The sequence below is a fragment of the Kitasatospora sp. NPDC059646 genome (genome assembly GCF_042734615.1).
Taxonomy (GTDB): Bacteria; Actinomycetota; Actinomycetes; order Streptomycetales; family Streptomycetaceae; genus Kitasatospora.
The window spans coordinates 43,403-62,998 of sequence record NZ_JBHWDS010000036.1; the positions used below are offsets into that span (position 1 = coordinate 43,403).

The following is a 19,596-nucleotide window of genomic DNA, read 5'->3' on the forward strand; positions in this document are numbered from 1 at the left end:
GGACGGCGGCTCACCGCTCGTCGTCCCGCTCGTCGACGATCTCCGCGTCGATGATGCCGTTGTCCTCCTGGTGGGGGACCTCCTGGCGGGCGACGTTCGCGGCGGCGCCGAGTTCCAGGATGGCCGGCAGGGTCAGGCCGCCGTAGCGCTCGTTCACCGCGGTGGCCAGCGCTTCCGCGTCGTGCGGGTGGTCGGCGAGCGCCTCGTCGAAGTCGCGCAGGTACTCGGCGGTGAAGCCGAGCACCCGGTGCGCGGCGTCGTCCGTGCCGGGGGCGCGGTGGCCGGCGATCACCCGGTCCACGCCGAGGTCGGCGATCCGGCTCAGGTTGTGCGACCACTCCCGGCGGGCGGCCGGGTCGGTGTCGGCCGTCCACACGTGGGTGCCGTTGTAGACGAAGTCGCCCGCGATCACGGTGCGGATGCTCGGCAGGTGGATCGCGGTGGAGCCGGCGCAGTCGGCCTGGCCGAGCGGCAGCACCCGGATCAGCTGGTTGTCGATCATCAGCGGCTGCGGCAGCAGCGGGGCGGGCAGCAGCGGCTGGTCCGGGATATCGTCGCCGTACACCGGTTTCCACTGCGTCACCTTCGCCGCCGCCGTCCGCGCGATGCCGTCCACCACCGACGGCGCGGCCAGCAGGCGCGCGTCCGGGAACAGCCGCAGCACCTCCTCGGCGCCGAAGTAGTGGTCCGGGTGCTGGTGGGTGATCACGATGGCCAGCAGCTGCCGGCCCTTGCCGGCGATCCACTCGGCGAGCTCCCGGCCGGCGCTGCGGGTCAGCTGGGCGTCCACCAGGATCGCCGTCCGCTCGCCCATGATCAGGCCGGAGGTGGCGAAGAACGCGCTCTCCGGGCCGGTGAAGACCTCGACCTCCAGCGGGCGGAACGGCGGTGCGGCACCCGCCCCACGGCCCTCGGCGCTCTCGGCGGGCGGTGACGCGGTCACGGCTGCTCCCCTGCTCGGTGTCGGGTGGCGGGCCCGATCGGCCCGCGGTCACCCTCCAGCCTCGCCGGAACACCCCGCCGATGCCGGGTAGGCACGCCCAGGAGAGTGATCACCGGGCACCACCGGACCGCCGTGTGCGTCGGCTATTGTCGGTGGTCCTCGCGCACCGGCCACCGCAGCGCACGCATGCCCGCACGCCTCTTGGAGTACTTGATGGACCGGCTCGACAACACCGTCCGCGACTATGCCTGGGGTTCGGCCACCGCGATCCCCGAGCTGCTCGGCCGGCCCGCCACCGGCGAGCCGCAGGCCGAGCTGTGGATGGGCGCCCACCCCGGCGCGCCGTCGCTGGTCGACCGCGGCGACGGCCCCGTCCCGCTCGACCGGGTGATCGCCGCCGACCCCGCGGCCGAGCTGGGCGCCGCCGCCGTCGAGCAGTTCGGGCCGACGCTGCCGTTCCTGGTCAAGGTGCTGGCCGCCGCCGTCCCGCTGTCCATCCAGGCCCACCCCACCCGCGCCGAGGCCCGCGCCGGCTTCGCCGACGAGGAGCGGCGCGGCATCCCGGTCGACGCGCCGCACCGCAACTACAAGGACGACAACCACAAGCCCGAACTGATCTGCGCGCTCAGCGAGTTCGAGGGCCTGTGCGGCTTCCGGACGCCCGCCGACGCGGCCGACCTGATGGCCTCCCTGGAGGTGCCCGGACTGCAGCCGCTGATCGACCTGCTGCGCACCAAGCCGGAGGCCGAGGCGCTGTCCGGCGCGCTCGCCGAAGCCCTGAGCCTGACCGGGGAGCAGGGCCGCGCCACGGTGGACGCGGTGGCCCGCGCCGTCACCGCCGCCGCCCCGTCCGACCCGACCGGCGCGCTGGCCGGGTACGCCTTCGCCGCCGCCGAGTACCCCGGCGACCCCGGCCTGGTCGCCGCCCTGCTGCTCAACTACGTCCGCCTGCAGCCCGGCGAGGCGCTCTACCTCGGTGCGGGCCTGCCGCACGCCTACCTGCGCGGCACCGGCGTGGAGATCATGGCCAACTCCGACAACGTGCTGCGCTGCGGGTTCACCCCGAAGCACGTGGACGTCCCGGAGCTGCTGAAGGTGGTGGGCTTCCACGGCGGCAGCCCCGAGATCCTGCGCCCCGAGGCCGGCGCGGACGGCGAGCGGCTCTACCCCGTGCCGATCGACGAGTTCCGGCTCTCCCGCTACGACCTCGCCGAGCAGCCCGTGGTGCTGCCCGGCGACGCCCCGCAGATCCTGCTGTGCACCGACGGGACCGTCGAACTGTCCTCCGGGGGACGGACGCTGACGCTCCGCCGGGGCGAGTCGGCGTTCCTTCCGGCGAACGGCGCCGGGACGGCGCTGACCGGCCCGGGGGCGACCGTCTTCCGCAGCACCGTCACCCTCGCCTAGGCGACCGGGAAGAGCGCCTGGTGGGCCAGGCGCTCCTCCGCCCCGTCGCCGATCGCGGTGAGCAGCTCGTCGAGGGCGAGGAACACCTCCCAGCGCTCACCGGCGCCGGCCCGGACCAGGGCGTCGACCAGCAGGTCCTCCAGGTCCGGGACGCGCTTGTTCTTCCACACCTTGTCGGCCAGCGACACCAGCAGGTCCTCCACGCCGGTGCCCGGTCCCCAGCTGCCGTGACCGGCCGCGAAGCGGGCCAGGCGCGGTGCCACGCCCGCCGCCAGCAGCAGCTCCCGGCCGGCCGGCTCGTGCGCCGACCCGGGGCCGGACAGCTCCGCGCGGTGCACGGTCTTCCCGATGTCGTGGGTGGCCGCGCCGAACAGCACCGCCGCCCGGTCGAACTCCAGGGCCGGGCAGTACGCCGCCACCCCGTCCGTCAACCGCGCCGCCGTGTCGTGCACCAGTCGCAGGTGCGCCACCAGGCGCGGCGGCGCCGCCAACTCACGCAGCAGCAGCGTCACTTCGTCCGGCAGCGGGCAGAGCCGCAGAGCATCCTGATCGGTCACGGCGGCCGAGGCCAGCAGCCGCAAAATCGCTTGACCCCGGGGCGGGCCGCCGTCTGCACTGGGGCGGCAAACGGTCGGCGACTGCGGGGAGACAGCACAGCCATGGAGATACGTTCCACCACCGAGAAGGACCTCGACGTCTTCGTCGACACCGTGTTCGCCGCGTTCGGGAAGCACCCCACGCCGCCGAACGAGGACGGCAGCGGCGTCTGGTGGTCGGCGCTGGAGCCCGAGCGCGGGCTGCTCGCCGTCACCGACGAGGGGCGGCCGATCGGCACCGCGTGCGCGTACTCCTTCGAACTCACCCTGCCCGGCGGGGCGACCGTCCCCGTGCCCGGCGTCAGCTGCGTCGGCGTGCTGCCCTCGCACCGGCGGCGGGGCGTGCTCACCGCGATGATGCGGCGTCAACTCGCCGACCTGCGCGAGCGCGGCGAGACCATGGCGGTGCTGCTGGCCTCCGAGGCGGTCATCTACCGGCGGTTCGGCTACGGCCCGGCCACCTACACCCGGCGCCTCACCGTCCCCCGGCACCGCGCCGCGCTCACCCCGCCGCGGGCCGGCCAGGAACCCACCGGCACGGTCGAACTGCTCCGGCTCGGCGACTGCCGTGACCTGGTGGAACAGCTCTACGACCGCTACCGCCGCAGCCAGCCCGGCGCGATCTCCCGCCCGCCGCTCTGGTGGAGCCGGCAGGCCGGGCACCCCCCGACCGCGCCCGCCCAGCGCTACATCGCCCTCCACCGGGACGCCGACGGCACCCCGACCGGGTACGCCAGCTACTCCCTCGACGACTCCCTCGCCATGCTGGTCGACGAGATCATCAGCCTCCACGACGCCGCGTACACCGCGCTGGCCCGCTACCTGCTCGGCCACGACCTGGTCACCGAGATCGCCTTCCGGCACTTCCCGCCCGGGAACCCGCTGCGCTGGCAGCTGGCGGACTTCAACGCCGGCTCGATCACCAACGAGACCGACTGGCTCTGGGTGCGGCTGCTCGACATCTCGCGTGCCCTCACCGCCCGCACCTGGTCCGCGGACGGCGAGCTCGTCCTGGACGTCGACGACCCGTTCCTCGGCGAGCGCACCCGCCACCTGCTGACCGTCCGCGACGGCCGCGCCGAGTGCACCCCCACCGACCGCGAGCCCGACCTGTCGCTGGACGTCAGCGACCTCGGCTCCGTCTACCTCGGCGGCACCACCCCCGGCACCCTCGTCCGGGCCGGCCACATCCGCACGCACCGCCCGGACGCGGCGGCCCGCGCCGACGCCATGTTCCGCTCCGACCGCGAGCCGCACTGCCTGCACTGGTTCTGACGGGCGGTCACCTCCGGCCGCGTCGGTCCGCACGCGCGGCGCCGGCCCACGGAAGGCTGGCGCCATGCGAAAACTGGTCTACGGCATGAATCTGTCCCTGGACGGCTACATCGCCGCGCCCGGCGACGACATCGGCTGGAGCGCGCCGAGCGACGAGCTGTTCGAGTTCTGGTCCGACCAACTGCTGGCCACCGACGTCTCGCTGTACGGGCGCAAGCTGTGGCGGACGATGAGCTCCCACTGGCCGACCGCCGACCGGCAGCCCGGCGCGACCCCGGCGGAGATCGAGTACGCGCGCCGCTGGCGGGACATGTCCAAGGTGGTGTTCTCCTCGACGATCGACGAGGTCGACTGGAACACCCGCCTCGTCGGCGGCGACGCGGTCGCCGAGATCGCCCGGCTCAAGGCCGAGGACGGTGGCCCGATGGCCATCGGCGGCGCGACCCTCGCCGGCGCGGCCGTCCGGGCCGGGCTGGTCGACGAGTACCTGCTGCTCACCGCGCCGGTCCTGGTGGGCGGCGGCACGCCGTTCTTCACCGCGCTGGACGACTGGGTGCGCCTGGACCTGGTGGAGACCCGGACGTTCCCCGGCGGCGTGCTGCTCACCAGGTACCGGACGAGGCGCTGAGACGACTCCCCGGCGCGTCAGGTCACGTCGCGGGTCATGTCCACGAAGCGCGAGTAGTGGCCCTGGAACGCGACGGTGATGGTGGCGGTCGGGCCGTTACGGTGCTTGGCGACGATCAGGTCCGCCTCGCCGGCGCGCGGGGACTCCTTCTCGTAGGCGTCCTCGCGGTGCAGCAGGATGACCATGTCGGCGTCCTGCTCGATCGAGCCGGACTCTCGCAGGTCGGAGACCATCGGCTTCTTGTCGGTGCGCTGCTCGGGGCCACGGTTCAGCTGGGAGAGCGCGATCACCGGGATCTCCAGCTCCTTCGCCAGCAGCTTCAGGTTCCGGGACATGTCCGAGACCTCCTGCTGCCGGCTCTCGGCCCGCCGCGAGCCGCCGGACTGCATCAGCTGCAGGTAGTCGATGACCACCAGCCGCAGGTCGTTGCGCTGCTTCAGGCGGCGGCACTTGGCGCGGATCTCCATCATCGACAGGTTCGGCGAGTCGTCGATGTACAGCGGCGCGGCGCTCACCTCGGGCATCCGCCGGGCCACCCGCGTCCAGTCGTCGTCGGTCATGTTGCCGGAGCGCATGTGGTGCAGCGCCACCCGGGCCTCGGCCGACAGCAGGCGCATGGCGATCTCGTTGCGGCCCATTTCGAGCGAGAAGATCACGCTCGGCAGGTTGTTGTGGATCGAGCAGGCCCGGGCGAAGTCCAGCGCCAGCGTCGACTTGCCCATCGCGGGACGGGCCGCGATGACGATCATCTGGCCGGGGTGCAGGCCGTTGGTCAGCTGGTCGAAGTCGGCGAAGCCGGTGGGAACGCCGGACATCTGGCCGGAGCGGGAGCCGATCGCCTCGATCTCGTCGAGGGCGCCCTCCATGATGTCGGCCAGCGGCGCGTAGTCCTCGTTGGTGCGCTGCTCGGTGACCGCGTAGATCTCCGCCTGGGCGGCGTTGACGATGTCGTCGACGTCGCCCTCGGCGGCGTAGCCCATGCCGGCGATCCGGGTGCCGGCCTCCACCAGCCGGCGCAGCACGGCGCGCTCGTGGACGATCTCCGCGTAGTACTCGGCGTTGGCCGCGGTGGGGACGGAGTTGACCAGCGTGTGCAGGTAGGAGGCGCCACCGACCCGGACCAGCTCGCCGCGCTTGGTGAGCTCGCCGGCCACGGTGATCGGGTCGGCCGGCTCGCCGCGGGCGTACAGGTCGAGGATCGCGCCGTGGATCAGCTCGTGGGCGGGCCGGTAGTAGTCGGCGGGCTTGAGCACCTCGACCACGTCGGCGATGGCGTCCTTGGACAGCAGCATGCCGCCGAGCACGGACTGCTCCGCCGCCAGGTCCTGCGGGGGGACGCGCTCGAAGCCCTCGCCACCGCCGAAGCCGGTCTCGCCGTCGCGGTCGCGCCGCTCGCCCTTGCCGGGGAAGCGGTCGCCCTTGGCTCCGTCGCGGCGCTGGAAGCCGCCGCCGCCCTGGCCGCCGGAACCGTTGGCAGCGCTGTTCGAACGGCGGGTGACGGGAAGGCGGTCGCCGGGCACGTCGGGGAAGGCGTCGAGCGGGAAGGCGTCGTCGGACGGCTGCCAGTCGTCCTCCGGGGGCGGAGGGGCGTCGTGGTCGTCGTACTGGGGGCCGGTCACGCGTGTTCCCCGATCAGCGGTTGGTGCGAGTTGGAGCGGACCTGTCCGATGGTGGCGCACTGTCTTTCTTACGCCACCGAGCCGACAGTTCCGGCCGTGTGCGGGGCGGTGTCGCGCGGCCACCGGGGTCTGGTCCGGAGCCACGGTACGGGGGGCCGGGCGGTTCCTCCAAGACGGTTATCCACAGGCCATGTGGATAAGTGTCCGAAGGCTGTGGAGAACCCCCGGAAAGCTGTGCACAACCCTGTGGACACCGCTGTGGATAACCACACGATCGCCTTGGTGTCAACTCGCTGACCTGCGATTACCCCTTCCACTGCCTGTGCATGAGAAATTCTTCACACAGCCGCCCGCGAGCTCGTGCAGCTGTTCGATCGACCGTTCGAACCGCCGTCCGTCCACAGGTGCGGTAAGTGCTGAAACTGCCTGGCGCTCATTACCTGTGGATGAGTAGGGTGGACCCCATGCCAGCCAGATCCGCCACCGCCGCCGAACGCCGCCGCCACGACCGCGAGATCCTCGCGCTGGCCGTCCCGGCGTTCGGCGCCCTGGTCGCCGAACCGCTCTTCCTGATGGCCGACTCCGCGATCGTCGGCCACCTCGGCACCGCCCAACTGGCCGGCCTGGGGATCGCCTCCGCCGCGCTCACCACCGCCGCCGGCGTGTTCGTCTTCCTCGCCTACGCCACCACCGCCGCGGTCGCCCGCCGGATCGGCGCCGGCGACCGCCGGGCCGCCGTCCAGCAGGGCGTCGACGGAATCTGGCTGGCCCTGGTCCTGTCCGCCGGCATGGTCGCGCTCACCCTGGCCCTCGCCCCGCAGGCCGCCCGACTGCTCGGTGCCTCCGCCACCGCCGCCCCGTACGCGGTCACCTACCTGCGGATCAGCGCCTTCGGCATACCCGCGATGCTGCTGGTGCTGGCCGCCACCGGCGTGCTCCGCGGCTTCCAGGACACCCGCACCCCGCTGCTGGTCGCGATCGGCGGGTTCAGCGCCAACCTGCTGCTCAACCTGGGCCTGGTGTACGGGGCCGGGCTCGGGGTGGCCGGCTCCGCCTGGGGCACCGTGATCGCGCAGAACGCGATGGCCGCCGTGTACGTGGCCGTGGTGGTCCGCGGCGCCCGCCGGGAGGGGGCCGGCCTGCGGCCCGACCTCGCCGGGATCAAGGCCTCCGCCCGGGCCGGCGGCCCACTGGTGGTGCGCACCCTGAGCCTGCGCGCCGCCCTGCTGATCGCCACCGCGGTCGCCGCGCACCTGGGCGACACCGAAGTGGCGGCCCATCAGATCACCATGACCATCTGGTCGTTCATGGCCTTCGCGCTGGACGCCGTGGCGATCGCCGGGCAGGCCATCATCGGCCGCTACCTGGGCGCCGGCGACCTCCCGGGCACCCGGGCGGCGACCCGCCGGATGATCGAGTGGGGCATCGGCGCGGGCGTGCTGCTCGGCCTGCTGATGGTGCTGGCCCGACCGCTGTACGTCCCGCTGTTCACCACCGACCCGTCGGTCCGGGGCCAGCTGTCCACGGTGCTGCTGCTGGCCGCGCTGACCCAGCCGATCGGCGGCCTGGTGTTCGTGCTGGACGGCGTGCTGATGGGCGCGGGCGACGGCGGCTACCTGGCCTGGGCGATGCTGGCCACCCTGCTGGTGTTCGCCCCGGCCGCCCTCGCGGTGCCCGCGCTGGGCCTGGGTCTGGCCGGGCTGTGGTGGGCGATGAACCTGTTCATGCTGACCCGGGCCGCGTTCCTGGCGGGCCGGGTGCGCACCGGCCGCTGGATGGTGACCGGCGCCGTCCGGGCCTGACCGGCGGCCGGCGACCGCACGGCGAAGGGGCCGGACTCCGAGTGGAGTCCGGCCCCTTCGTCAGCTCTGCGGCTTCGCTCAGGCGGCGACGACGTTGACGTCGAGGTTGGCCTGGACGTCCGAGTGCAGCTTGACCGAGACCTTGTGGGTGCCCACGGTCTTGATCGGCGAGGCGATCGCGACGGCGCGCTTGTCCACGGCCGGGCCGTTGGCGGCCTTGATGGCCTCCACGACGTCGGCCTGGGTCACGGAGCCGAACAGGCGGCCGGCGTCGCCGGAGCGAACGGCCAGCTTGACCTGCAGGCCCTCGAGCTTCGCCTTGACCTCGTTGGCGGCCTCGAGGGTCTGGATGGCGTGGATCTTCCGGGCGCGACGGATGGCGTCGACGTCCTTCTGACCGCCCTTGGTCCAGCGGATGGCGAAGCCGCGCGGGACCAGGAAGTTGCGGGCGTAGCCGTCCTTGACCTCGACGACCTCGCCGGCGCTGCCGAGGCCGGGGACCTCGTGAGTGAGGATGATCTTCATTCTTCGGTCACCCTCTCTTAGCGCGTGGTGGAGGTGTAGGGCAGCAGGGCCATCTCACGGCTGTTCTTCACGGCCGTGGCGACGTCACGCTGGTGCTGGGTGCAGTTGCCGGTGACCCGGCGGGCACGGATCTTGCCGCGGTCGGAAATGAACTTCCGCAGCAGGTTCGTGTCCTTGTAGTCCACGTAAGTGGCCTTGTCCTTGCAGAAGACGCAAACCTTCTTCTTGGGCTTGCGAGCAGGCGGCTTCGCCATTGTGTGCTCCGTTAGTACGAGATCTGTCAGCGTTGCCGGACCCGAGGGCCCGGCCGGCACCGCTTAGAAGGGAGGTTCTTCCGAGTAGCCGCCACCGGACGGGGCACCCCAGCCGCCGCCCTGCTGGCCGCCGGACGGGGCGCTGGACGCCCACGGGTCGTCGGACGGGCCGGACTGGCCGCCACCGGAGTTGCCACCCCAGTTGCCGCCGCCCTGCTGGCCGCCGCCGTAACCGCCGCCCTGCTGGCCGCCGAAGCCACCGCCGCCGCTGGGACCGCCGGAGCGGTTGGCGCGGGTGACCTTGGCGGTCGCCGAACGCAGGCTCGGGCCGACCTCATCGACCTCGACCTCGAAAACCGTCCGCTTCTCGCCTTCCTTGGTCTCGTAAGACCGCTGGCGCAGTCGGCCCTGCACGATGACGCGCATGCCGCGCTGCAGCGACTCGGCCACGTTCTCCGCCGGCTGACGCCAGACGTTGCACGTGAGGAAGAGGCTCTCGCCGTCCTTCCACTCGTTCGTCTGACGGTCGAAGGTGCGCGGGGTGGACGCGATGCGGAACTTGGCCACCGCGGCACCCGACGGGGTGAAGCGCAGCTCGGGGTCGTCGACGAGGTTGCCGACGAGGGTGATGACGGTCTCGCCTGCCATGTGGTGATGACCTCTCGGAAAGAAGTTCTGCGGTGCTCGTCAGCGGTGTTCCACGTGGAACACCGGACGCGAGCCGTCCGGCGTCAGAGCCGGAAGCGGGCTCAGTGGGTGTCCGGGCGCAGGACCTTGGTCCGCAGAACCGACTCGCTCAGGCCGAGCTGGCGGTCGAGCTCCTTGACGACCTCGGGCGTGGCCTTGAGGTCGATGACCGAGTAGATGCCCTCGGACTGCTTGTTGATCTCGTACGCCAGGCGACGACGGCCCCAGGTGTCGACCTTCTCAACCTTGCCGCCGCCGGTGCGGACGACGTTGAGGAAGCTCTCGATCAGGGGGGAGACAGCGCGCTCCTCGACCGACGGGTCGAGGATCACCATCACCTCGTAGTGACGCATGTGTAACCCACCTCCTTTGGACTCAACGGCCACGGTCTCTCCGTGGCAGGAGGGTTGTGCGCGTCGGCACCGGCGGGTCAGGGCATGCGGGCACGCCCCTACACCAGTGCAGAGGGGCCAGCCTACCGGGTGAGCCGACCGACGGACAAAACGCCGGGATTCCGGGGTTGTCACTTCGGTCACATCGGTCGCAACCTGGACAGAACGAACGTTCCCTCCACCACGGGAGGTGGGTCCTATGGCGCAGAACGTCCACCGGCCGCAGTTCACCCTCAACACCGACGGCAACCCGCATCCGCGGGAGAACGCGCTCGTCGGGGTGACCTGCGTCCTCGGCGCGATCGCCTTCATCACCTCGTTCTTCTACCACCTGCACCTGCTCAGCTCCTGGACCGGACTGGCCGGGATCATCACCGGGATGATCGGCCTGTTCGTCTCGGTGACCACCGCCGAGCGGTTCCTGGTGGTGATCGGCACCGGCGCCGCCGCGTTCGGACTGTTCCTCGGAGTGGCGCACGGCGGACTCTTCGGGGGCGTGTGGTGACCTCCGTGCGCGGGGGCGGGTGAACCCGCCCGGAACCGTGCGACCTCCGGTGCCCTCCCAGCTCAGTGCCCGTGTCCGCGGGCGAGATCGGGAGGGCGCCACCATGTCGGACCGCGTCCCGCCCGAATCGGACCATTCGGGCGATAGGGTCACCCTGGGTAGGTCTGACGAGGAGGAGCACCGAGCATGAGCCTGCGTCTGCGGACGATCACACGTGAGGAACACCTGGCCTTCGTGCAGAGCCGGCCGTCGGCCAGCCACATGCAGGTGCCGTCCTGGGCGGACGTCAAGGCGGAGTGGCGCGCCGAGAGCCTCGGCTGGTTCGACGCCGCCGGTGAGCTGGTCGGCGCCGGACTGGTGCTCTACCGCCAGCTGCCCAAGGTCAAGCGCTACCTGGCGTACCTGCCCGAGGGCCCGGTCATCGACTGGTTCGACCCGGACCTCGACCGCTGGCTGAAGCCGATGCTGGCGCACCTGAAGTCGCAGGGCGCGTTCTCGGTGAAGATGGGCCCGCCGGTGGTGGTCCGCCGCTGGGAGGCCTCCACCATCAAGGAGGCCATCGCCTCCAAGGAGGCCAAGCGGCTGCGCGACGTCGAACCGGACTGGTCCGAGCCGCGCGCCCTGGAGGCCGCCGAACGCCTGCGCCGCTCCGGCTGGCTGCAGGGCGAGGACGGCGGCGCCGGCTTCGGCGACGTCCAGCCCCGCTACGTGTTCCAGGTCCCGCTCGGCGGGCGCTCGCTGGACGACGTGCAGCGCGGCTTCAACCAGCTGTGGCGGCGGAACATCAAGAAGGCCGAGAAGAGCGGCGTCGAGGTCGTCCAGGGCAGCTACGAGGACCTCGCGGTCTTCCACAAGCTGTACGTGGTCACCGCCGAGCGCGACCACTTCACCCCCCGCCCGCTGTCCTACTTCCAACGGATGTGGAAGGCGCTCACCGCCGAGGACCCCAACCGGATGCGGCTGTACATCGCCTACCACGAGGGCGAGCCGCTGGCCGCCACCACGATGCTCACCGTCGGCGAGCACGTCTGGTACTCCTACGGCGCCTCCGCCAACCACAAGCGCGAGGTCAAGCCGTCCAACGCGATCCAGTGGCGGATGATCCGCGACTCCTACGCGCTCGGCGCGAGCGTCTACGACCTGCGCGGCATCAGCGACACCCTGGACGAGGACGACCACCTGTTCGGCCTGATCCAGTTCAAGGTCGGCACCGGCGGGCAGGCCGCGGAGTACCTGGGCGAGTGGGACTACCCGCTCAACAAGCTCCTGCACAAGGCACTCGACCTCTACATGTCGCGCCGCTGAGCACACGTCAGAACTGCTACGGGAAGAACGCGATGACCCTGACGATGTACGTGGACGGCGACCGCTGGCGGGCGCACCAGGGCGGGCTGCTGGCCGAGTTCCCCGGGCTGGTCCCGGTCGCCAAGGGCAACGGCTACGGGTTCGGGAACCGGCGGCTCGCCGCGGAGGCCGCCCGGCTGGGCAGGCCGCTGCTGGCCGTCGGCACCGTGGACGAGGCGGCGGCGGTGGCCGACGACTTCCCCGGCGACCTGCTGGTGCTCACCCCGTGCCGGATCGGCGAGCCCGAGGTCGAGCTGCCCGCCGGGCGGGTGGTCCGCACCGTCGCGCACCCCGAGACGCTGGCCGCGCTGCCGGCCGGCACCCGGGTGGTGGTCGAGTGCATGACCAGCATGCGGCGGCACGGCATCCGGGCCGTCGACCTGCCCGAACTGCCGGTCGGCCACCTGGAGCCGGAAGGCTTCGCACTGCACCTGCCGCTGGACCGGCCGGACGGCTCCGACCCGGTGGACGAGGTCTCCGACTGGGTCCGGGCGATCGGCGCGGCCGGGCACTCCGACCGCACCGTCTACCTCAGCCACCTGGCCGCCAAGGACGTGCTGCGCCTCGGCGAGCGCCACCCCGGCACCGAGTTCCGCTCCCGGATCGGCACCCGGCTGTGGCTCGGCGACGTGGCGGCGCTGTCGTCCCGGGCCACCGTCCTGGACGTCACCCCGGTCGCCCGCGGCGAGCGGTACGGCTACCGGCAGCACAAGGCCCCGTCCGACGGCCACCTGCTGGTGGCCACCGGCGGCACCGCGCACGGCGTCGGCCTGGAGGCCCCCAAGTACGTGCACGGCATACTGCCGCGCGCCAAGGGGCTGGCGCGGGCCGGCCTGGCCACCGTGAACCGGACCCTGTCGCCGTACTCCTGGCAGGGCAGGCAGCTGTGGTTCGCCGAGCCGCCGCACATGCAGGTGTCGATCCTGTTCCTGCCAGGCGAGCTCAAGCCGCCCGCGATCGGCGACGAGCTGCCGCTGACGGTCCGTCACACCACGACCCACTTCGACCGGGTGGTCGAGCGCTGAGGCGCCCCCTGGAACGGGCGAAGCCCGCCCGCCGGAGAGGCGGGCGGGCTTCGTCGTTCCAGGAGCGGGCTACTTGGCCTGCGGCTCGGGCTCGGGTTCCAGCCAGTCGACCTCGCCGCGCGGAGCGTACTCGGCGTAGCCGGCGTCCTCGCGCAGGCCGCGGGCGGAACCGAGCACGAACCGGTCCGGGGCGCCGTCCAGCACGCCGCCCGACGGGTCGTCACTTCCGTCCCAGCGCACCGGGTCGCGGTCCGGGTTGAGGATGTCGCGGACCACCAGGTAGCAGATGTACAGGGTGCCGACCAGGTGCAGGGCGATCGCGAAGTGGTACCACTGCTGGTCGATGCCGTGGTGCTTGCCGTCGCTGATGTTCGCCAGGTAGGACCAGACGCCGAGGAAGTACAGCACCTCGCAGGCCTGCCAGACCAGGAAGTCCCGCCAGCGCGGCCGGGCCAGCGCGGCCAGCGGGATCAGCCAGAGCACGTACTGCGGCGAGTACACCTTGTTGGTCAGCACGAACGCGGCGACCACCAGGAAGGCCAGCTGGGCGAAGCGCGGGCGGCGCGGCGCGCTGATCGCCAGCCAGCCGACCGCCAGGCAGCAGCCCACCAGCAGGGCGGCGATCCAGGTGTTCAGGCTCTCCAGGTGCTGCCCGTCGCGGACGGCCTGCATCAGGATCAGCCAGAACGAGCCGTAGTCCTCGGTGCGGACCTGGCTGAAGCTGTAGAACGTCAGCCAGCCCTTCCAGTTGGCCAGCATGATCGGCACGTTGACCACCAGCCAGGCGCCGGCCGTGCCGCCGAACACCATCCCGAACTCCCGCCACTTGCCGGCCCGCAGGCACAGCACCAGCAGCGGGCCGAGCAGCAGCACCGGGTACAGCTTGGCGGCGGTGGCCAGTCCGATGAACACACCCGCCCAGACCGGCCGGGAACCCGACCAGTACGCCATCGCGACCGCGGCCAGCGCCACCGCCAGCAGGTCCCAGTTGATGGTGGCGTTCAGCGCCAGGCAGGGCGCGAGGGCGAACAGCAGCGCGTCCCACGGCCGGCGGCGCTGGGTGCGCGAGGTGGCGACCACCGCGATCACCGCGCAGACCATCAGCATGCCGGCGTTGACCAGCCAGAACCACTGCTCACGGCTCATCAGGTCGCCGTTGTGGGTGGTCAGCCAGGCCGCGATCTGCATGAACAGACCGGTCAGCACCGGGTACTCCAGGTACTGCATGTCCGGCGAGCCCTGCGGGATCGGATCCAGGTACGGCCGCCCGCCGTCCGCGAAGCCGCGCCCCGAGAACAGGTGCGGGATGTCGCTGTAACAGGCCTTCGTGTACTGGGTGGTGGCCCCGTGGAACCAGCCGTCGGTGTAGCACGGCGCCTTCTGGAACAGACCCACCAGGTACGTGGCGATGACGACCAGCGCCAGGAACTTGGCCGGCGTCCACCACGACACTCCGAGCAGCGCCCGCCGCCCGGGCGGACCGCCCAGCAGCTCGCTGCCGGCCTCCGCGACGGGGTCCTCGTCCGCGGGCACCACCACGGTGTTCGGCAGCGGACCGGGCGCCGGGGCCGGACCGGGCGGAGAGGTCTCGTCACGCAGGCTGGACGTCATGGCGCACATACTGCCGCACCCTCGCGCCCAACCGAAGAGGGGCACGAGATCGCCTTCGCGATCGCGTGCCCCTCTGTGGTGGTTCCGCCGGGATTCGGTCGGTGCGGCTACTGGCCGGTGAGACCCGCCAGGTTGCCGCCGCCCGCGCCGCCGCCGCCCTGTCCGGGGCTGCCGCTCGGGCTCTCGCTCGGGCTCTTGCTCGGCCGGCCCGGGCTCTTGCTCGGCCCGCAGTAGTTGAACAGGCAGGTCGAGCTGGTGCTCGGGTGCGGCGGCGACGCCGGACCCTCCGGGGACTTGGAGGTGCTCGGCTCGACCGGCGCGCTCGGCTGCTCGGCGGAGACGGAGGCCGAGGTGGACGCCGACGGGCTGATCGGCGCACCGGAGGAGTCGACCTCCTGGCCCCACGGCTCCGGGTTCGGGAAGTCCTGCACCGGGGTGTCCTTCAGCACCGCCTTCATGTAGCGGGTGAAGATGTCGGTCGGGAAGTCACCACCGTGCACGGACTCGTGGCCCGCGGTGCCGTTCAGCGACAGCAGCTTGGGGTTGCCGGCCTCCTCGCGCCACATGCCGACCGCGGTGGACAGCTGCGGGGTGTACCCCACCCACCAGGCCGAGGTGCCGGCGTCGGTGGTGCCGGTCTTGCCGGCCACCGGCCGTCCCAGCGCGTTGGTCTTGGTACCGGTGCCGTTCTTGGCCACGTTCTCCAGCACGTCGGTGATGTTGTCGGCGACCGCCTGCTCCAGCACCTTCTTCGGCTGGCTCTTGGTGAAGTTCGGCTGCTCGGCGCCGTTGTAGACCAGCTTCGCCACCGAGTACGGGTCGTTCTGCTGCCCGCGGGCCGCGAACACCGAGTACGCCGAGGCCATCCGGATCGAGCTCGGGTGCGAGGTGCCCAGCGGGAAGGTGATGGTCGAGGACGGCTCCAGGCTGCTGGGCAGCAGGCCCATCGCGGTGACCATGTTCTCCACGTTCTTGCCGCCCACGTCCTGGCCGAGCTGCACGAACGGGACGTTGTACGAGAACTGCATGGCCTTCTTCAGCGTCACGTAGCCGGGCTTGCCCGGGCTGTCGTTGCGCTGCTTGTACGGCTTGCCGTCGTCGCCCATCAGCGGCTTGCCGTCCTTGGAGTAGATCGGCGACAGGTTGTCCGCCAGGTACAGCGAGTCCTGGTTGATCTGGGTCGGCTGGCCGTTCGCGCCGGTCTTGGTGAGCACGCCGGTCTGCATCGCGGTGGCCAGCACGAACGGCTTGAAGGTCGAGCCGACCGGGACCTTGGAGTCCGCGTTGTTGCTGTAGTGGCCGTTCTCGATGCCGTCGCCGCCGTAGATCGCCACGATCGCGCCGTCGCCGGGCACCACCGAGGCGGCGCCGACCTGCACGAACTTGTCCGCCTCGCGCTGGTCCGGCTTCAGCGACTCGGACTTGACCTGGTCCACGGCCGCCTTCAGGGCGTCCACCTTGTCCTTCTGGAAGGTGGTGTAGATCTGGTAGCCGCCACGGGCCAGCTTGGCCTCGGTGATCGTCTTGTCCTTGGCCATGACGAACTGCGTGGCGGTGTCCACCAGGTAGGAGATCTCGCCGTTCATGCTCGCCGGGGCCTTCACCTCGACCGGCTCCGGGAACTTCGGCCCGCACTTGGTGCGCTCCTCGGGCGTGATGGCCTTGGTGGCCGCCATCCGGCCCAGGACGTACTCCCAGCGCTCCTGCATGCGGTCGTGGTTGGCCTGGTTCAGGGTCGGGTCGTACAGCGCCGCGCCCTTCAGGAGGCCCGCCAGCATCGCGCCCTGGCAGATGTCCAGCTTCGCGGCGTCCACCCCGTAGTACGCCTGCGCGGCGGCCTGGATGCCGGTCGCGCCGCGGCCGTACCAGCTGGTGTTCAGGTAGCCGGTGAGGATGGTGTCCTTGTCGTCGGCGATCTTCAGCGTGATGAAGAACTCCTTCGCCTTGCGGCTCAGGGTCTGCTCCTGCGACAGGTAGACGTTCTTCACGTACTGCTGGGTGATGGTCGAACCACCCTGGACCTCGCCACCGGTCGCCATGTTGTAGACGGCGCGGGCCATGCCCTTCGGGTCGATGCCGCTGTCGGTGCGGAAGGTCTCGTTCTCCGCCGCGATCACCGCGTCCTGGGCCGGCCGGCTTATCTGCGAGAGCTCCACCCACTGCTTGTTGGTGTCGCCCTTGCGGGCCATCTCGGTGCCGTCGGCCCAGTAGTAGATGTTGTTCTGGAGCCGCAGGGTGGACTTCGCGTCCGGCACCTGCACCAGGGCGTACGCGGTGCCCACCGCGGCCACGCCGCCGCCGAAGAAGATCAGGAACAGGCTCAGCACCTGCTTCCAGGACGGCATCCAGCGCTTGAAGCCGGACTTGCCGAAGCGCGGGTAGTCGATCAGCCGCTTCTTGCCCGGCTTGCCGTTGCGGCCCGCGCCGCGGCCGTTCGGCGGGCCCTCTCCGCCACCGCCGCCGCTGCCCTTGCGGGACTGCTTGCGCATCTCCGCCCGGGTCAGCCGGGGCTGCTGCGCGGTCTCCCGCACGGCCCGACGGCCGCCGGGGGCCGCCCCCGGACCGGGACGGCCGGGCCCGGCCGCGGGGTCGCGCGCGTAGTCGGGTGCGCCCTCGACGGGGCTGCCGTAGGCATACGGGCGCCCGGCGGACGCCCGCCTGGAGGGCGGCTGCTCGCCCCCGGGGTTGGCCGACCTACGCCGGTGTTCGCTCATCTCTCCGCAGCTCCTCGGTCAGGGTGCACAGGCGAAAGAGTACGGCCCTCTGAAAGGTCTCCAATCGGGCATTGAGAGCCAAGCCGGACGAACCGACCGGGATTCATTACACGCCCGTTGCCCAAAGGCCTTGTGATCGCGGTTACGCGTGCCCCCCTTGCTCCTTTCGTGACCCAGGGTTACTGTTGCCGATATATCGAGCCGATACATCGGCGCGACACATCGGCCCGGCATACTCTGCGGGCCGGACCCGCGCGTCCGACGAGCAGGACCCCGCAACGGAAGGAGGAAGGCGGCATGAGCCGACGCTCCGGCGTCCTCGAATTCGCCGTCCTCGGCCTGCTCCACGACGCGCCCATGCACGGCTACGAGCTGCGCAAGCGGCTCAACGTCCTGCTGGGCTCGTTCCGCGCCTTCTCCTACGGAACGCTCTACCCCTGCCTGAAGAGCCTGGTCGCCCAGGGTTTCCTGGTCGAGGACAACCCGGACGTCGAGTACGTCCCGGCCACCGCGCTCAACGGCAAGCGGTCGAAGATCGTCTACCGGCTCTCCCCCGAGGGCAAGGAGCGCTTCGAGGAGCTGCTCGCCGACTCCGGGCCGGACGCCTGGGAGGACGAGCACTTCGGCGTCCGCTTCGCCTTCTTCGGGCAGACCGACCGGGCCGTCCGGATGCGCGTGCTGGAAGGCCGCCGCAGCCGGCTGGAGGAGCGGCTGGAACGGATGCGCACCTCGATCGCGCGCACCCGCGAGCGGTTCGACGACTACACCCTCGAACTCCAGCGCCACGGCCTGGAGTCCGTGGAACGCGAGGTCCGGTGGCTCAACGAGCTGATCGAGACCGAGCGGGCCACCAGGAACGGACGCAACGCCGCGTCCCCCCCAACTTCGGACGGCCGTGGTCCGGCCGCCGGGTCCTCGGACCCGCCCGGGCCACCGTACGACCGCCCGGGGCGCTCCTGACCGGAGCGCTGTGCAGCACCGCGCCGGCCTCGCCGCCCGCGGCGAGGCGTGGGCGCCCCGCGCGCCCGTCAGACAGTCAGAACAGATGTGGAACGAGGTGCCGCCACACCACGGCGACCCTCATGAGATTCAGGGAGCAACCGGAATGGGTTCGGTTCGCGTAGCCATCGTCGGCGTGGGCAACTGCGCCGCCTCGCTGGTGCAGGGTGTCGAGTACTACAAGGACGCCGACCCGGCCGGTAAGGTCCCCGGCCTGATGCACGTCCAGTTCGGCGACTACCACGTCAAGGACGTCGAGTTCGTCGCCGCCTTCGACGTGGACGCCAAGAAGGTCGGCTTCGACCTGGCCGACGCCATCGGCAACAGCGAGAACAACACCATCAAGATCTGCGACGTGCCGCCGACCGGCGTCACCGTCCAGCGCGGCCACACCCTCGACGGCCTGGGCAAGTACTACCGCCAGACCATCGAGGAGTCCGACGAGACCCCGGTCGACGTCGTCCAGGTCCTGAAGGACCGCCAGGTCGACGTCCTGGTCTGCTACCTGCCGGTGGGCTCCGAGGACGCCGCCAAGTTCTACGCCCAGTGCGCCATCGACGCCAAGGTCGCCTTCGTGAACGCCCTCCCGGTGTTCATCGCCGGCACCAAGGAGTGGGCCGACAAGTTCACCGAGGCCGGTGTCCCGATCGTCGGCGACGACATCAAGTCCCAGGTCGGCGCCACCATCACGCACCGCGTGATGGCCAAGCTGTTCGAGGACCGCGGCGTCATCCTCGAGCGCACCATGCAGCTGAACGTCGGCGGCAACATGGACTTCAAGAACATGCTCGAGCGCGAGCGCCTGGAGTCCAAGAAGATCTCCAAGACCCAGGCCGTCACCTCGCAGATCCGCGACCGTGAGCTGGGCGCCAAGAACGTCCACATCGGCCCGTCCGACTACGTCGCGTGGCTCGACGACCGCAAGTGGGCGTACGTCCGCCTCGAGGGCCGCGCCTTCGGCGACGTCCCGCTGAACCTCGAGTACAAGCTCGAGGTCTGGGACTCCCCGAACTCGGCCGGTGTCATCATCGACGCCGTGCGCGCCGCGAAGATCGCCAAGGACCGCGGCATCGGCGGCCCGATCCTCTCCGCGTCCTCCTACTTCATGAAGTCCCCGCCGGTCCAGTACTTCGACGACGAGGCCAAGGAGAACGTCGAGAAGTTCATCCGCGGCGAGGTCGAGCGCTGAGCCTGCCCGCTCGCTGTCGGCGGTGAGCGCTGACGCTCCGTCAGGCCCGACCGGAGGGCCGTCCCGCATTGCGCGCGGGGC

At 71.3% G+C, this 19,596-nt stretch carries 18 protein-coding genes; 9 read left to right on the plus strand and 9 right to left on the minus strand.

Annotated features, from left to right (window positions below; translation table 11 throughout):
- Positions 1 to 10: 10 nt before the first annotated feature.
- Positions 11 to 943, minus strand: coding sequence for an MBL fold metallo-hydrolase (locus tag ACFV1L_RS23915; RefSeq protein WP_380368974.1), 933 nt, complete (start codon positions 941 to 943; stop codon positions 11 to 13).
- Positions 944 to 1,156: 213 nt separating this feature from the next.
- Here ACFV1L_RS23915 and manA point away from each other — a divergent pair, with 213 nt between their 5' ends.
- Positions 1,157 to 2,350 (plus strand): mannose-6-phosphate isomerase, class I, encoded by a 1,194-nt coding sequence (gene manA / locus ACFV1L_RS23920; protein WP_380369037.1) that lies wholly within the window; start codon positions 1,157 to 1,159, stop codon positions 2,348 to 2,350.
- Here the strand turns inward: manA and ACFV1L_RS23925 are convergent.
- Complete coding sequence (locus ACFV1L_RS23925) at positions 2,347 to 2,907, minus strand: HD domain-containing protein (protein WP_380368977.1); 561 nt, start codon at positions 2,905 to 2,907, stop codon at positions 2,347 to 2,349. The two genes, manA and ACFV1L_RS23925, sit on opposite strands and share 4 nt — an antisense overlap.
- A gap of 102 nt (positions 2,908 to 3,009) precedes the next feature.
- Here ACFV1L_RS23925 and ACFV1L_RS23930 point away from each other — a divergent pair, with 102 nt between their 5' ends.
- Together ACFV1L_RS23930 and ACFV1L_RS23935 are read left to right on the plus strand one after the other, a co-directional pair.
- Complete coding sequence (locus ACFV1L_RS23930) at positions 3,010 to 4,221, plus strand: GNAT family N-acetyltransferase (protein ID WP_380368980.1); 1,212 nt, start codon at positions 3,010 to 3,012, stop codon at positions 4,219 to 4,221.
- 64 nt (positions 4,222 to 4,285) lie between these two features.
- A complete protein-coding gene (locus ACFV1L_RS23935) occupies positions 4,286 to 4,849 on the plus strand; it encodes a dihydrofolate reductase family protein (protein WP_380368983.1) in 564 nt (187 codons plus the stop codon).
- Positions 4,850 to 4,866: 17 nt separating this feature from the next.
- On the opposite strand, the gene dnaB is transcribed toward ACFV1L_RS23935, so the two are convergent.
- On the minus strand, positions 4,867 to 6,369 hold the full coding sequence (gene dnaB / locus ACFV1L_RS23940) for a replicative DNA helicase (protein WP_380369038.1): 1,503 nt from the start codon (positions 6,367 to 6,369) through the stop codon (positions 4,867 to 4,869).
- A 563-nt stretch (positions 6,370 to 6,932) separates the two neighbouring features.
- Here dnaB and ACFV1L_RS23945 point away from each other — a divergent pair.
- Positions 6,933 to 8,270: an MATE family efflux transporter gene (locus tag ACFV1L_RS23945; RefSeq protein ID WP_380368986.1), complete on the plus strand. Its 1,338-nt coding sequence runs from the start codon at positions 6,933 to 6,935 to the stop codon at positions 8,268 to 8,270.
- A gap of 78 nt (positions 8,271 to 8,348) precedes the next feature.
- Here the strand turns inward: ACFV1L_RS23945 and rplI are convergent, their stop codons facing one another.
- The 4 genes from rplI to rpsF all read right to left on the minus strand — a co-directional run bounded on the left by rplI (position 8,349) and on the right by rpsF (position 10,089).
- Complete coding sequence (gene rplI, locus ACFV1L_RS23950) at positions 8,349 to 8,795, minus strand: 50S ribosomal protein L9 (RefSeq protein WP_380368989.1); 447 nt, start codon at positions 8,793 to 8,795, stop codon at positions 8,349 to 8,351.
- Between the two features lie 17 nt (positions 8,796 to 8,812).
- Entirely contained in the window at positions 8,813 to 9,049 is a 237-nt protein-coding gene (gene rpsR, locus ACFV1L_RS23955; RefSeq protein ID WP_030457605.1) for a 30S ribosomal protein S18, read from the minus strand.
- Positions 9,050 to 9,112: 63 nt separating this feature from the next.
- Complete coding sequence (locus ACFV1L_RS23960) at positions 9,113 to 9,697, minus strand: single-stranded DNA-binding protein (RefSeq protein WP_380368992.1); 585 nt, start codon at positions 9,695 to 9,697, stop codon at positions 9,113 to 9,115.
- A gap of 101 nt (positions 9,698 to 9,798) precedes the next feature.
- The gene (gene rpsF, locus ACFV1L_RS23965; RefSeq protein ID WP_380368995.1) at positions 9,799 to 10,089 is read right to left on the minus strand and encodes a 30S ribosomal protein S6; all 291 of its coding nucleotides are present in this window, start codon (positions 10,087 to 10,089) and stop codon (positions 9,799 to 9,801) included.
- Positions 10,090 to 10,327: 238 nt separating this feature from the next.
- Here rpsF and ACFV1L_RS23970 point away from each other — a divergent pair, with 238 nt between their 5' ends.
- The 3 genes from ACFV1L_RS23970 to ACFV1L_RS23980 all read left to right on the plus strand — a co-directional run bounded on the left by ACFV1L_RS23970 (position 10,328) and on the right by ACFV1L_RS23980 (position 13,002).
- Positions 10,328 to 10,633: a hypothetical protein gene (locus ACFV1L_RS23970; protein ID WP_380368997.1), complete on the plus strand. Its 306-nt coding sequence runs from the start codon at positions 10,328 to 10,330 to the stop codon at positions 10,631 to 10,633.
- A gap of 186 nt (positions 10,634 to 10,819) precedes the next feature.
- Positions 10,820 to 11,938: a lipid II:glycine glycyltransferase FemX gene (locus ACFV1L_RS23975; protein ID WP_380369000.1), complete on the plus strand. Its 1,119-nt coding sequence runs from the start codon at positions 10,820 to 10,822 to the stop codon at positions 11,936 to 11,938.
- A gap of 32 nt (positions 11,939 to 11,970) precedes the next feature.
- The gene (locus ACFV1L_RS23980) at positions 11,971 to 13,002 is read left to right on the plus strand and encodes an alanine racemase (RefSeq protein WP_380369003.1); all 1,032 of its coding nucleotides are present in this window, start codon (positions 11,971 to 11,973) and stop codon (positions 13,000 to 13,002) included.
- A 69-nt stretch (positions 13,003 to 13,071) separates the two neighbouring features.
- Here the strand turns inward: ACFV1L_RS23980 and ACFV1L_RS23985 are convergent, their stop codons facing one another.
- Together ACFV1L_RS23985 and ACFV1L_RS23990 are read right to left on the minus strand one after the other, a co-directional pair.
- Entirely contained in the window at positions 13,072 to 14,622 is a 1,551-nt protein-coding gene (locus ACFV1L_RS23985; RefSeq protein WP_380369006.1) for a glycosyltransferase family 87 protein, read from the minus strand.
- Between the two features lie 98 nt (positions 14,623 to 14,720).
- Positions 14,721 to 17,144 (minus strand): transglycosylase domain-containing protein, encoded by a 2,424-nt coding sequence (locus ACFV1L_RS23990; protein ID WP_380369009.1) that lies wholly within the window; start codon positions 17,142 to 17,144, stop codon positions 14,721 to 14,723.
- Positions 17,145 to 17,624: 480 nt separating this feature from the next.
- Between ACFV1L_RS23990 and ACFV1L_RS23995 the strand changes: the two genes are divergently transcribed.
- Positions 17,625 to 18,287 (plus strand): helix-turn-helix transcriptional regulator, encoded by a 663-nt coding sequence (locus ACFV1L_RS23995; protein WP_380369012.1) that lies wholly within the window; start codon positions 17,625 to 17,627, stop codon positions 18,285 to 18,287.
- Between the two features lie 145 nt (positions 18,288 to 18,432).
- Entirely contained in the window at positions 18,433 to 19,515 is a 1,083-nt protein-coding gene (locus ACFV1L_RS24000; protein ID WP_380369015.1) for an inositol-3-phosphate synthase, read from the plus strand.
- The last annotated feature ends 81 nt before the right edge of the window (positions 19,516 to 19,596 follow it).

Excerpts from the sequence above, each read along its gene's own strand:
- manA (WP_380369037.1), top strand. The coding sequence starts at position 1,157 with ATGGACCGGCTCGACAACACCGTCCGCGACTATGCCTGGGGTTCGGCC.
- ACFV1L_RS23930 (WP_380368980.1), top strand. The coding sequence starts at position 3,010 with ATGGAGATACGTTCCACCACCGAGAAGGACCTCGACGTCTTCGTCGAC.
- ACFV1L_RS23935 (WP_380368983.1), top strand. The coding sequence starts at position 4,286 with ATGCGAAAACTGGTCTACGGCATGAATCTGTCCCTGGACGGCTACATC.
- ACFV1L_RS23945 (WP_380368986.1), top strand. The coding sequence starts at position 6,933 with ATGCCAGCCAGATCCGCCACCGCCGCCGAACGCCGCCGCCACGACCGC.
- rplI (WP_380368989.1), bottom strand. The coding sequence starts at position 8,795 with ATGAAGATCATCCTCACTCACGAGGTCCCCGGCCTCGGCAGCGCCGGC.
- rpsR (WP_030457605.1), bottom strand. The coding sequence starts at position 9,049 with ATGGCGAAGCCGCCTGCTCGCAAGCCCAAGAAGAAGGTTTGCGTCTTC.
- ACFV1L_RS23960 (WP_380368992.1), bottom strand. The coding sequence starts at position 9,697 with ATGGCAGGCGAGACCGTCATCACCCTCGTCGGCAACCTCGTCGACGAC.
- rpsF (WP_380368995.1), bottom strand. The coding sequence starts at position 10,089 with ATGCGTCACTACGAGGTGATGGTGATCCTCGACCCGTCGGTCGAGGAG.
- ACFV1L_RS23970 (WP_380368997.1), top strand. The coding sequence starts at position 10,328 with ATGGCGCAGAACGTCCACCGGCCGCAGTTCACCCTCAACACCGACGGC.
- ACFV1L_RS23975 (WP_380369000.1), top strand. The coding sequence starts at position 10,820 with ATGAGCCTGCGTCTGCGGACGATCACACGTGAGGAACACCTGGCCTTC.
- ACFV1L_RS23980 (WP_380369003.1), top strand. The coding sequence starts at position 11,971 with ATGACCCTGACGATGTACGTGGACGGCGACCGCTGGCGGGCGCACCAG.
- ACFV1L_RS23985 (WP_380369006.1), bottom strand. The coding sequence starts at position 14,622 with ATGTGCGCCATGACGTCCAGCCTGCGTGACGAGACCTCTCCGCCCGGT.
- ACFV1L_RS23995 (WP_380369012.1), top strand. The coding sequence starts at position 17,625 with ATGAGCCGACGCTCCGGCGTCCTCGAATTCGCCGTCCTCGGCCTGCTC.
- ACFV1L_RS24000 (WP_380369015.1), top strand. The coding sequence starts at position 18,433 with ATGGGTTCGGTTCGCGTAGCCATCGTCGGCGTGGGCAACTGCGCCGCC.